The sequence below is a fragment of the Rhizobium sp. N324 genome, assembly GCF_001664485.1.
Taxonomy (GTDB): Bacteria; Pseudomonadota; Alphaproteobacteria; order Rhizobiales; family Rhizobiaceae; genus Rhizobium.
The window spans coordinates 2,614,775-2,627,126 of the sequence record NZ_CP013630.1 but is presented as its reverse complement, the minus strand read 5'-3'; the positions used below and the strand labels follow the sequence as shown (position 1 = coordinate 2,627,126).

Sequence of the window (12,352 nt, the reverse complement as noted above, 5' to 3'; positions counted from 1 at the left end):
GTTAGTGGGGAACGGAGAGATTGCGCACACCCCCTTCGCCCCGTTTACGGGGAGAAGGTGCCGGCAGGCGGATGAGGGGCAGGTGTCCTTGGGCCGAGGATGTCGCATGACGACGACAAGGATATTGTACGAAGGAGAGTTTCATGAGCTGGCAACCAGCCGCAGACCGTTATTCGAAGATGAAATATAACCGCACGGGCCGTTCCGGCCTGAAGCTGCCGGCCGTCTCCCTCGGTCTCTGGCACAATTTCGGCGGCGACACGTCGCATGACCGCAAGATCGACATGTGCCGCACCGCCTTCGATCTCGGCATTACCCATTTCGACCTCGCCAACAATTACGGTCCGCCTCCCGGCAGCGCCGAGACCGCTTTCGGCGAGATCCTGCGCACCGAATTTTCCGGGCTTCGCGACGAGTTGATCATCTCCTCCAAGGCCGGCTACGATATGTGGCCGGGCCCTTACGGCGAGTGGGGCAGCCGCAAATATCTGATCGCCTCCTGCGACCAGAGCCTGAAGCGCATGGGCCTCGATTATGTCGACATCTTCTATTCGCACCGTTTCGACCCCGAAACCCCGCTCGAAGAAACCTGCGGCGCACTCGACCATATCGTCCGCTCCGGCCGGGCGCTCTACGTCGGCATCTCCTCCTATAATTCGCAGCGTAGCCGCGAAGCCGCCGCCATCCTCAAGGACCTCGGTACGCCCTGCCTGATCCACCAGCCGAGCTATTCGATGCTCAATCGCTGGGTCGAGGACGACAGACTGCTCGATACGCTCGACGAGGTCGGTATGGGTTCGATCGTGTTCTCGCCGCTTGCCCAGGGCATGCTGACGACGAAATATCTCGGCGGTATCCCTGACGACAGCCGCGCGGCGCAAAACCATTTTCTGAAGCGCGACTTCATCCGTCCTTCGATCATCGACAATATCAGGAAGCTCAACGACATCGCCGAAAGGCGCGGCCAGACGCTGGCGCAGATGGCGATCGCCTGGGTGCTGCGCGGCGGACGCGTGACCTCGGCACTGATCGGCGCCAGCCGCTCGTCGCAGATCGTCGATTGCGTAAAAGCGCTGGATAATCTCGAATTCACCGCCGAGGAGCTCGCCGAGATCGACGTCTATGCCCGTGAGGCGGATATCAATCTCTGGGCGAAGTCGGCGGAGAGGGAATAGGGCGGGTCGAGGCAATTTAAGCTCCGGAGTTCGGGCAGTCGGTTGCCACATCCTCCCTCATATCAGGGCTTGCCTGAGGGATGTCACAGAGATCTATTCAGCCCAAGTCCTTGGGCTGAATGGATCTCTTTTCGCCGCGCGGACGCGCGGCGGCTGGATTCCTGTGACGAGCAGAGGAATGAGGGTGGAGAGGCAAGGTAACCGCCCACTTTGACGTACGTACCACAACAATAATCTCGGAGGAGGCCGCTTATGATCCGCAATCCCATCCTGCCCGGGTTCAACCCCGATCCGTCGATCTGCCGCGTCGGCGCGGATTACTATATCGCGACCTCGACCTTCGAATGGTATCCCGGCGTGCAGATCCACCATTCGCGGGATCTGGTGAACTGGACGCTGGTGCGCCGGCCGCTGGAGCGCCGGTCGCAGCTCGACATGCGCGGCAATCCCGACAGCTGCGGCATCTGGGCGCCGTGCCTTTCTTATGCCGACGGGCAGTTCTGGCTTGTTTATACCGACGTCAAGCGCTTCGACGGCAGTTTCAAGGATGCGCCGAACTACATCGTCACCGCGCCCTCGATCGAGGCCGAATGGTCCGATCCCGTCTATGTCAATTCCTCCGGCTTCGATCCCTCGCTGTTCCATGACGATGACGGCCGCAAGTGGTTCGTCAATATGCAGTGGAACCACCGCACCGAAAGCTATGGCGGCTCGCCGAAATCGCCTGCCTTCGACGGCATCCTGCTGCAGGAGTGGGATCCGGCGACGAAGGCGCTGAAAGGCCCGACCAAGAACATCTTTGCCGGTAGCCCGCTCGGCCTCGTCGAGGGCCCGCATCTCTTCAGGCGCAATGGCTGGTATTATCTGACGACAGCCGAAGGCGGCACCGGCTACGACCACGCCGTCACCATGGCGCGCGCGCGCCGCATCGAAGGGCCTTATGAGATGCATCCGAACATGCATCTCATCACCTCCAAGGATCATCCGGGGGCGGTGCTGCAGCGGGCAGGGCACGGCCAATATGTCGAGACGCAGGACGGTGAGGCCTATCACACCCATCTCTGCGGCCGGCCGCTGCCGCCGAAACGGCGCTGCACGCTGGGGCGAGAGACGAGCCTGCAGAAGTGCGTCTGGCGCGACGATGACTGGCTCTATCTCGAAAACGGCACCTCGGTGCCAGATGTTGATGTGCCCGGTCTGTTCGGCGCTGTGCCCGCGGAAAAGCCGATGCGCAGCGAATACAGCTTCGACGGCGGCACCTTGCCGACCGATTTCCAGTGGCTGCGCACGCCCGAGCCCGAGCGCATCTTCAACCTGACGGACCGTCCCGGCCATCTCAGGCTGATCGGGCGCGAAAGCATCGGTTCCTGGTTCGAGCAGTCGCTGGTCGCCCGCCGCCAGGAGCATCACAGCTTCCGTGCCGAAACCGTGATCGCGTTCTCGCCCGACACCTATCAGCAGGTCGCGGGGCTGACGCATTATTACAACCGACACAAGTTCCACGCCATTGCCGTGACGCTGCACGAAACACTCGGCCGCTGCGTGACCATCCTCTCGTGTAACGGCGATTATCCGAACGGACGCCTCAGCTTTCCCGCCGAAAGCGGGGTTGCCATCCCAGCCGAGGGCCGTGTCCAACTCGCCATGGAGATTCGCGAGAACGATCTGCAATTCTTCTGGCAGACCGAAGGCAAGGGCGCCTGGCAGCCGATCGGCCCAATCCTCGACGCCGGCATGATCTCCGACGAGGGAGGCCGCGGCGAACACGGCTCCTTCACCGGCGCCTTCGCAGGCGTGTTTGCTTTCGATACGTCGGGGAGAGGGAAGGTCGCGGATTTCGACTGGTTTAATTATGATGAGTTGTGAGGGGTGCTTCCCACCCGCCCTCGTCCTTCGAGGCTCCGGCCTTCGGCCTACGCACCTCAGAGCTTGTGAAGCTTTTGAATCCGGCGCGTTTTTGGCCGATCTTGGCTGGCCGATGCAGTCGAGCGTCAGGCGATTGCGCGCTGCGTTCGGATGGTCGCGTGTTGGTGTCTGGGTGGTGACAGTGGCTCAGCCCTTGGCAAGCCGATGGCCTTGCAAGATATTGTTGGTGAGTGCGTAGCAGAGCACGACGGCCTGGACCTTTTCGATGCCGCGCACCGTCAATTGTCGCAGATTCCAGTTGCGCCAGCGGGCATGGACGCATTCGCAGATCGATCGGGGTTTGTACTGAGCCTTGCCCGCCTCGCTTGCCATGCGGGCCCGCCAGGCCGACACACCCGGACCGTCGCCGCGGCGCGGCAAGAAGGGATCGGTTCCGTGCTTGGACTGAGTGGGCGGACAAAAGACCTCAACCCCTTCGCCGTGCGCCCACTCGATATCTTCAGCGCTGCCAAAGCCGCCATCGGCGAGATAGCGCCGCGGCAGATGGCCGCTTAGCGCGCGCAACCGCTCCAGCATCGGCCGCATGAGGCCGCGATCGGAGCCGGCATTGGTCACCTCGAGCCCGACCACGAACTGCTCACCGGCCGTGCTCGCAACCTGCACATTATAACCCGGGCGGAAGCCGCCGTCGGCCATCTTCATCACCCGCGCCTGTGCATCCGTGCTGGAGGCGCGCGGCTCCTTCGGCTTTTTGCCATTGCCGCGCTTTTCTTCGCGCGCCTGGCGATGGCGCTCGATCTCGTCAAGAGCGACCTGGGCTGCTCTGAGCCGCTCGCCGCGCTCGCGCGCCGCCCGCTCCCTGGCCGCCTCGATGCGCCGAGTGCTGGCATCCGAACGCGCATCGACCTCGTGCTTGAGCTGATCCACAACCGCCTCGGCAATGGAAAGATGCCGATCAAGCGTCGCTTTGCGGCCGAACGAGGCCGCACCCGCGCTTGCCCGGACCCGCACGCCATCCTGCGCCAGACAATCGAGAGTGACGAGGCCGGCACCGGCAAGCGCCGCCAGATGCTCGGCAAGCAGCCGGTCGAGCAAATCGGCGCAACCAACCCGAAAATCCGACAGTGTGTGATAGTTCACCGAGACACCGCCGCACAGCCAGCGATAGACGTCGTGGCTCCCGCACTGCCGTTCCAGCGCCCGCGCGCTGCCGACGCCGTCGCTGCTGGCATAGAGCCACAGCGCCAGCAAAAGCCGTGGCGAAATCGGTGGATGGCCTGGCCGGTGCTCACGCGCCTTGATCCGATCTTCGAGCGTGCTCAGATCCAGTCCCTCGACATAGTTCCAAATGACCCGCACCGCATGATCCTGGCCGATCAAGCTGTCGATATCGACGGCACGCAACTCGATCTGATCGCGCACCGGCTCACGCATGCGCGCCGCTCCGCGTCCCACCTGAGCACTTCGCCGCGCTCCATGCACCGGCAATCCTTCGAACAGGTCGTCGCCCACCATCATCCCCCAAGCAAATCAACGACCCAACAGAATCACAATCCAATCGCCTCCGCTACCAAACATTCACAGGCTCTCAGGATGAGGGCTGATCGGTGTGCCCTGTGTCTCTCAGGCTGATCGGTAGCTGAACCGGGAGAACAAAAGCGGCTGCTCTCGTGGCTCGGCTGATCGAGCTACTCTACCGCTACGTTCGGATGAGTTGAGCCGCGACGTCTCTCCGACCTCATCCTGAGGTGCCCCGCAGGGGCCTCGAAGGACGAGGGCAGCCACCCGTATTCCCCACAAAAAGAAAGCCGGCGCAGGGCCGGCTAAGACGAACGCGGCTGAACAGGGGATGCTGGCCGGTTCCAAGCACTTCGTGACTGAACAATAACTTTCACTACATGCCGAGGCAGCAAAAAAGGGTGCAACGAGAACACCGGAGACGGCTCCGCAAAGGAGTGGGCGGCGGGGCGGATGCCGGTGCTGGCCTCGGCTCTGTTATCGGGCACGAAGATCACCGGATGATGACATCCGAAATCGGCCCAGCCTTTCTTTTTCGCCGCCGAGTCGCCTGCGCCGGTGGCCGACGGTGTTAGCCGGGCGTGAATGCTGTGTTCACGTCTCTGAGGATGTCAAAGCGTCATCAAGGCATTATATAGCGAGCCGAAGTAACACTTAAGAATCCGCAAGAGTACCGCATGGCCCCCATCATTTCCGTTCAGAATCTCACCAAGACCTACGCCAATGGGTTCGAGGCCCTGAAAGGCATCAACCTCGATGTCGAAAAGGGCGAGATCCTGGCGCTGCTCGGGCCGAACGGCGCGGGCAAGACGACGTTGATCTCGATCATTTGCGGCATCGCCAATCCGAGCGGCGGTCAGGTTTTGGTCGCCGGCCACGACGTGGTGAAGGATTTTCGCGCCACCCGTGGAATGATCGGGCTAGTGCCGCAGGAGCTGACCACCGATCAGTTCGAGACGGTGTTCAATACGGTCAGCTTTTCGCGCGGGCTGCACGGCAAGAAGGCCAATCCAGCCCATATCGAGAAGGTGCTGCGGGCGCTCTCGCTCTGGGACAAGAAGGACAATATGCTGCGCCAGCTTTCGGGCGGCATGAAACGGCGGGTGCTGATCGCCAAGGCCCTCTCCCACGAGCCGGATATTCTTTTCCTCGATGAGCCGACTGCCGGTGTCGACGTGACGCTGCGCAAGGATATGTGGAATGTCGTTCAGGAGCTGCGGGCCTCGGGCGTCACCATCATCCTGACTACCCATTATATCGAGGAGGCCGAAGAAATCGCCGACCGCGTCGGCGTGATCAATGGCGGGCAATTGCTGCTCGTCGAGGACAAGGCGGCGCTGATGGCCAAGCTCGGCCGCAAACAGCTCATCCTCGATCTCACCGAACCGCTCGAACGGCTTCCGGATTGTTTCGCCGGCAACGGACTGACGCTGGAAGCCGGCGGCAGCAGGCTGACTTACGATTTCGACGCCGACAACGAGCAGGAAAGCATTGCGGCGCTGCTGACCCGGCTGGGTGAAAACAATATCCATTTCAAGGATCTCTCGACGCGGCAGAGTTCGCTGGAAGACATCTTCGTGGCGCTGGTAGGAGCAGGCAAATGAACGTCGAGGCGATCAAATCGATCTATTTCTTCGAGATGGCGCGCACGCGCCGCACGTTGCTGCAGAGCGTCATTTCGCCTGTTATCTCGACCTCGCTCTATTTCATCGTCTTCGGTGCCGCTGTGGGATCACGCATCCAGGAGGTGGAGGGGGTATCCTACGGCGCCTTCATCACGCCGGGCCTGATCATGCTGACACTGCTCGGCCAGTGCATCAGCAACGGCTCCTTCGGCATCTACTTCCCGAAATTCACCGGCACGATCTACGAGGTGCTGTCGGCGCCGGTGGCGATGACCGAGATTCTGCTCGGTTATGTCGGGGCGGCGGCGACCAAGGGGATGATCATCGGCTTCATCATCCTGCTCACTGCCAATCTCTTCGTCGATGTCCGGATCGAGCATCCGTTCATGATGATCCTCTTCTTCCTGCTGACGGCGATCACCTTCAGCCTGTTCGGCTTCATGATCGGCATCTGGGCAGGCAATTTCGAGCAGTTGAACCTTATTCCCATGCTGGTCGTGCCGCCGCTGACCTTCCTTGGCGGCAGCTTCTATTCCATCAGCATGCTGCCGCCCTTCTGGCAGGCGGTCAGCCATTTCAATCCGGTGCTTTATCTCGTCAGCGGCTTCCGCTGGAGTTTCTACGGGATCGCCGACGTCAACCCGGCGATCAGCCTGGCGATGATCACGGTGTTCCTGGCGATCTGCCTGGGCACGCTCGGCTGGATCTTCAGAACCGGCTACCGGCTGCGTAACTGACGCTTGAATGGCATCATCGGATAATCCGATGATGCCATCGATTTCTTCCGTTTTTCTTCCGTTGCGGTCCGGGGCATCTCTCTCTCATTCAAGGAGATGCAAGATGACTGAAATCAGGATCGAAGGTGCGAAGGTGTTGATCGTCGGCGGCAGTTCCGGCATGGGATTGGCGCTCGCCAGGCGCCTGCTCGATGAGGGCGCCTCGGTGACGATCGCGGGGCGCAGTAAAGAGAGGCTTGCGACGGCTTGCCGCCACCTCGGCGACCATCCTAAACTCGGCACGTGCGCTGTCGATATATCGCAGGAGGAGGAGGTTGCGGCACTCTTTCGCGATGGCGGACCGGTCGACCATATCGTCAGCACGGCCGCTGATATTGAAGGCGCCTATCAGTTGCTGCCGTCGATCGAACTTGCGGCAGCGCAACGCGTGGTCGAGAGCAAGCTCTATGGGCCGCTACTGCTGGCGAAATATGGCGCCACCCATCTGCCGCCGTCAGGATCGATCACCTTTACGTCAGGTATAGCGGCCTACAGGCCGGCGGCGCGCGGGTCTGTGGTCGCCGCCGTCAATGCGGCGCTCGAAGGCCTGGTCAGGGCGCTTGCCGTCGAACTGGCGCCGCTCCGTATCAATGCCGTGTCGCCGGGCTGGGTGGATACGCCGATCTGGAGGTCCGTTGCCGGTGACGCCAAGCAGGCGACGCTTGATGCGATGGCGCAGCGCCTGCCTGCCGGGCGTGTCGGCCGGCCTGAGGATATCGCCGATGCGATCCGTTTTCTGATCGGTAACGGCTTCACCACGGGCACTATCCTGCATGTCGAAGGCGGGCATCGGCTGGTGTGATCGGCGAAAGGTGTTCGCTTGCCGATTGCAGGAGGAGCGTGAGCGCCGGCGGCTGGACGCGCCGACGTCGCCACATCATCACCAATGAGGCGGCCGGCGGTTGCCCGGGCCAGGGCAGTTCGACGACATCGCCACGCGCAGCGAATGCATCGACGGCCAAACGCGGGACTAGGCCGTACCCTGCGCCTGATGCCACGAGCCGGATGATCGTCGCGATACTGTCGGCTTCTGTGACAATCGGTGGCGCAGTCACGCCCGCTTCGGCAAAGGCGGCATCAAACAAGTGGCGATAGACGCAGCCGGGTTCGGTCGCGACGAAGGGTGCCGTGCTCATTGCTGCGAGGCTTTCAAATGAAGAGGCCTGCGACACGCGGCCTGCGATCAATACCAGCGGTTCGCCGCAGATGCGGCGCGTCGCGAAGCGCTCGTCCCGCTGGCCGCGATCGAAGGTGAATGCGACGTCGATCGAGCCATACTGCAATTGCGCATGCAATTCGCCACTGCCGCCAATCTTCAGTTTGAGAGCGAGGCCGGGGTTCTGCCCACCGAAAAGGGCGAGCCAGGGCGCCAGCCTTTCAGCGCCGATGGTTTCGAGCGCGCCCAGTATGACAGATTGTTCGGCATTGCCGGCTGCAGCACAGACGGCGGCCCTTGCCTCGTCATTCATCGCCAGGATCTCCTCCGCATAGGCCTTTAGCGTCGCACCTGCAGGCGTCGGAACGGCACCCTGGCGGGAGCGGAGGAAGAGTTCCACGCCAAGTTCTTCCTCCAGCGCCTGTATCTGGTCGCTGAGGCTCGATTGGGCGAGGTTGACCTCGGCGGCGGCGCGGGTGAGATTTTTATGCCGGATCACCGCAAGGAATGTCTTCAATTGTCGTGGATTCATCTCGAGCTCCGGTGGGCGCGCAGGCGCCTTGATAAGGATATCAATAAAGCGGAACCTGCTGCAACGCAGGAGCATTTTGGACGACGGGTCCGTCTGTCTTACGTGATCATTTCCCCTCAGGCGCTGCTGACGAGCAACGCGCCTGATATGATGAGGAGGGTGCCGGCGGCGAGCCTGACCACGTCGAGGTCGGAGGCTTCGCCGAGAAGGAGGGCAGCGATTGCCAGTGTCACCAGCACGTTGCAGCTCCAAATCGGCGCGAGTTTTGCGACCGGGACGCCGTAAGCGAAAAGCGCGAAGCTGATGAGGCCGGTGCCGATTGCGAAGCAGGCGCCCGCCGTGGCGGCAAAACCAAGACCTTCGACAGTCCAGGGCGCCGGGCGCCAGATCAGCGCGGCGATCAGGCCGGCCAGCGCGCAGGCGGCGCCGAAGGCGATCAGATAGACGGCGGAGCCGGTGGCTGATGTGGCGCTCTGCTTCTGGAAGATGGCGGTGATGCCCCAGAAAATGGCGGGCAGAATGCCGCCGATGACGATCGGCCAGAGTGAATTCATCGCGAAACTCCTGTCGCACCCATAAGTCAAGCCTTTGCCTCAAGCAAAGGCCGGTCGAGCATGCGGGTGCCACCAGACTAGGAGTTTCTTTTTGCTCTTTGTGGTCTTGTTGTTGCGCCTGAAAGTGACAGAAGTGACCGCCGCCGTAAAGCCGCGGCGACAGCGAATCGCGAGCTCTGCGGCTCAGTCGCGCATGCGCAGCTCGTCGGTCTGCATCTGCAGCGAGCCCAGCGTTTCCAGGAAGCTCATGCCGAGCAGGCTCTGGTCGAGCCGGCCATCCTCGGCGACGCTGGCTGCGACATTGTTGCGGACGATCGGGCCGATCGCCACTTGGTCGAGCGTCACGGGCGCTGCGCGGCCACGGCCGTTGGCGGTCATGACGGTCATGGAATAGCTGAGGCGGGAAAGGTCGATGCCGATCCGCTCGGCATCTTCGTGCGACAGCGCCACCATGCTGGCGCCAGTATCGACGAGCATCTCGATCGCCTGGCCGTTGACGGCGACATCGGCTTCGAAATGGCCGTTCAGCAACTTGTGCAGGATGATCTCCTGGCCACCTTCGCTTGTGGTCACGACGACGGCGCGGCCGGGAACGAGGCCGGCGAGCAGCCGGTTGCCGACGCCGAGCGCTTCCTGGCGATAGAGATAGACGGTGACGAGCGCCAGGATGATCACCAGCCAGATCATCATGTGGCGCATCGTTTCGCCGAGGTTGCGCCGGCTCGCCCAGATGCCGGCCGACAGCATCAGCGCAATCGGCAGCAGATAGACGACGCGGACGAAGTCATCACTCTGCAGGCCGAGGATCCGGCTGCTGTCATTATTGACGATCAGCACGGCAAGGCCGATGCCGATCACGACGAGGAAGACGGTCAGACGGATCACAAAGGCCGCTCCGGCCCGCTGGCGAGGCCTGTTTCCATGTGGTTCGATACCGCGGCGGCGCCTGTAAGCCTTGCTGGCAGCAGCGCCATGATCCGTCTCCGCTCGATGTCGGAGTAGCTCACCCAGTTGCCTATTTCCTGAAGAGTCCGGCCGCATCCGGCGCAAAATCCGGTGACGGAAACAAGGGAGCAGACGTGAATGCAGGGTGTTTGCATGAAGGACATATCGGAGTTTCAAAGAGCCGTGGCAAGGGCGCAAAGCGTGGCGATCTCGCAAATTTGCTGTGTCGCGCCCAGCGTGTCGCCGGTGTGGCCGGCAAGCTTGCGGCGGATGAAAGCGGTAAAGGCAAGGGCAGCGATGCCGGTGGCAAGCAGGCTTGCGACCAGCGGCCGCAGACCGAAGGCCGGCCAGATCAGAAGCGCTGCGACGAGGCCGGCCGAGGCGAGGGCAAATTGCATCGCCGCTTCATCCGGCTGGCCGGTCGAGGCGGCGACGCCATCGGCCTTGGCCGGAGGCAGCCGCTGCCAGTGCCAGGCGATGGCGCCGCGGCTGAGCGCTGCGACGGCGGGAATGGCAAAGGCTGACGTGAGCGGCGCGGCGTGGCGGGCGATGGCGGCAAGTGCTGCCGCGCGGATCGCGAAGGAGAGGATCAGCACGATCGCGCCGTAAGTGCCGATTCGGCTGTCCTTCATAATGACGAGGCTCTGCTCGCGGCTCTTGCCGCCGCCGATGCCGTCGGCGGTATCGGCGAGGCCATCCTCGTGTAGCGCGCCGGTGACGACGACCTGGATGGAAAGCGCGATCAGGGCAGCCATCAGCGGATCGGCACGCAGCCCCAGAAGAAGGAGCAGGGCGAGCGCAGGGACCAGGCCGATGACAATGCCGGCAAAGGGAAAGGCGCGCACGAGCCGGCCGAGCCTGCCGTCATAGGCTTTGAACAGCGATTGCGGCATGGGAATGCGGCTGAGAAAGGCGACGGCGCGGGCGGTATCGACCGCATAGTCCTTGATCTTCATTCTGCTTCGTTCTGCCCAAGGTTACGGCTTATGGCGCTGGCTTATGACGTTGGCTTATGGTCGCGGCGGTACTTTTGCTGTTGTTCGCCCTGTCGGCCCGCTTTAAGAGAGTTGCGACCCGCAAAGAAGCTGATTTGCCCGACGCAAACAAGTGGTTTGCGTGAAAACAAGAATACCCGGATTCATAGGAAAACCGCACAGATGAGCGTTTCAGGCCTGCCGTTCGACGATTTCCGTACCCTGCTCCGCGATCTGCCGGGGCCGGATGCCCGTGCGCTGGTGGCCGCGCGCGAACGCGACGCGCAGCTGACCAAGCCGCCGGGCGCGCTCGGGCGGCTCGAGGAAATCGCATTCTGGCTTGCCGCCTGGACAGGCCGCACCCCTGCCGTCAACCGGCCGCTGGTGGCGATCTTCGCCGGCAATCATGGCGTCACCAGGCAGGGAATCACGCCTTTTCCGCCGGCTGTAACGCAGCAGATGGTGGAGAATTTCGCAGCCGGTGGGGCTGCGATCAACCAGATCTGCGTCGCTTACGATCTCGGGCTGAAGGTGTTCGATCTGGCGCTGGATTATCCCACCGGTGACATCACCGAGGAAGCAGCGCTTTCCGAGCGCGATTGCGCCGCGACCATGGCCTTCGGCATGGAGGCGATTGCCGGCGGCACCGACCTGCTCTGCATCGGCGAAATGGGCATCGGCAATACGACGATTGCCGCGGCGATCAATTATGCGCTCTACGGCGGTTCGGCGCGAGACTGGGTCGGACCCGGCACCGGCTCGGAAGGCGAGATGCTGGAGCGCAAGGTTGCGGCGGTGGAAAAGGCCGTCGAGCTCCACGGTGATCATCTCGACGATCCGCTGGAGATCATGCGACGCCTCGGCGGCCGTGAGATCGCGGCAATGGCCGGCGCCATCCTTGCCGCGCGCATGGAGCGCATTCCGGTGCTGATCGACGGTTATGTCGCGACTGCTGCTGCGGCGATCCTCAAAGCCGCCAATCCCTCCGCGCTCGACCATTGCCTGATCGGCCACGTTTCCGCCGAGCCCGGACATCTGCGCGCGATCGAGATGCTCGGCAAGACGCCGCTTCTGGCGCTCGGCATGCGGCTCGGCGAAGGCACAGGGGCAGCACTCGCCGCCGGCATCGTCAAGGCCGCCGCCGCCTGCCATTCCGGCATGGCGACCTTCGCCCAGGCCGGTGTAACCAACAAAGACTGACGCCGCGGTCGGCGCCGCCGATCGGCACGCG

Annotated in this window: 12 protein-coding genes; 6 read left to right on the top strand and 6 right to left on the bottom strand. The window is 62.7% G+C overall.

What is annotated here, in order from left to right:
• Window positions 1–143: 143 nt before the first annotated feature.
• Together mgrA and AMK05_RS12650 are read left to right on the top strand one after the other, a co-directional pair.
• The gene (gene mgrA / locus AMK05_RS12655; protein WP_064838862.1) at window positions 144–1,175 is read left to right on the top strand and encodes an L-glyceraldehyde 3-phosphate reductase; all 1,032 of its coding nucleotides are present in this window, start codon (window positions 144–146) and stop codon (window positions 1,173–1,175) included.
• A gap of 252 nt (window positions 1,176–1,427) precedes the next feature.
• Entirely contained in the window at window positions 1,428–3,041 is a 1,614-nt protein-coding gene (locus AMK05_RS12650; RefSeq protein WP_064838860.1) for a glycoside hydrolase family 43 protein, read from the top strand.
• Window positions 3,042–3,227: 186 nt separating this feature from the next.
• Here the strand turns inward: AMK05_RS12650 and AMK05_RS12645 are convergent, their stop codons facing one another.
• Window positions 3,228–4,559, bottom strand: coding sequence for an IS1182 family transposase (locus AMK05_RS12645; RefSeq protein WP_082935607.1), 1,332 nt, complete (start codon window positions 4,557–4,559; stop codon window positions 3,228–3,230).
• A 677-nt stretch (window positions 4,560–5,236) separates the two neighbouring features.
• Here AMK05_RS12645 and AMK05_RS12640 point away from each other — a divergent pair.
• The 3 genes from AMK05_RS12640 (at window position 5,237) to AMK05_RS12630 (ending at window position 7,762) form a co-directional block, all read left to right on the top strand.
• Entirely contained in the window at window positions 5,237–6,163 is a 927-nt protein-coding gene (locus AMK05_RS12640) for an ABC transporter ATP-binding protein (RefSeq protein ID WP_064838858.1), read from the top strand.
• Window positions 6,160–6,921 carry an ABC transporter permease gene (locus AMK05_RS12635; RefSeq protein ID WP_064838856.1) on the top strand — a complete coding sequence of 254 codons (762 nt, stop codon included), beginning with the start codon at window positions 6,160–6,162 and terminating at the stop codon, window positions 6,919–6,921. The genes AMK05_RS12640 and AMK05_RS12635 overlap by 4 nt, the downstream gene beginning before the upstream one ends.
• Window positions 6,922–7,024: 103 nt before the next feature.
• On the top strand, window positions 7,025–7,762 hold the full coding sequence (locus tag AMK05_RS12630; protein WP_064838854.1) for an SDR family oxidoreductase: 738 nt from the start codon (window positions 7,025–7,027) through the stop codon (window positions 7,760–7,762).
• On the opposite strand, the gene AMK05_RS12625 is transcribed toward AMK05_RS12630, so the two are convergent.
• From AMK05_RS12625 to AMK05_RS12605, 5 genes are all read right to left on the bottom strand, one after another.
• A complete protein-coding gene (locus AMK05_RS12625; RefSeq protein WP_064841353.1) occupies window positions 7,725–8,648 on the bottom strand; it encodes a LysR family transcriptional regulator in 924 nt (307 codons plus the stop codon). The genes AMK05_RS12630 and AMK05_RS12625 overlap by 38 nt on opposite strands.
• Before the next feature lie 116 nt (window positions 8,649–8,764).
• Window positions 8,765–9,202 carry an EamA family transporter gene (locus tag AMK05_RS12620; RefSeq protein WP_064838852.1) on the bottom strand — a complete coding sequence of 146 codons (438 nt, stop codon included), beginning with the start codon at window positions 9,200–9,202 and terminating at the stop codon, window positions 8,765–8,767.
• Window positions 9,203–9,385: 183 nt separating this feature from the next.
• Complete coding sequence (locus AMK05_RS12615) at window positions 9,386–10,087, bottom strand: TIGR02281 family clan AA aspartic protease (RefSeq protein ID WP_064838850.1); 702 nt, start codon at window positions 10,085–10,087, stop codon at window positions 9,386–9,388.
• The gene (locus tag AMK05_RS12610) at window positions 10,084–10,302 is read right to left on the bottom strand and encodes a DUF1289 domain-containing protein (protein WP_064841352.1); all 219 of its coding nucleotides are present in this window, start codon (window positions 10,300–10,302) and stop codon (window positions 10,084–10,086) included. Before AMK05_RS12610 ends, AMK05_RS12615 begins: the two co-directional genes overlap by 4 nt.
• 18 nt (window positions 10,303–10,320) lie before the next feature.
• A complete protein-coding gene (locus AMK05_RS12605) occupies window positions 10,321–11,103 on the bottom strand; it encodes an adenosylcobinamide-GDP ribazoletransferase (RefSeq protein ID WP_064838847.1) in 783 nt (260 codons plus the stop codon).
• 201 nt (window positions 11,104–11,304) lie between these two features.
• Between AMK05_RS12605 and cobT the strand changes: the two genes are divergently transcribed.
• A complete protein-coding gene (gene cobT, locus AMK05_RS12600; RefSeq protein ID WP_064838845.1) occupies window positions 11,305–12,321 on the top strand; it encodes a nicotinate-nucleotide--dimethylbenzimidazole phosphoribosyltransferase in 1,017 nt (338 codons plus the stop codon).
• Window positions 12,322–12,352: the final 31 nt, after the last annotated feature.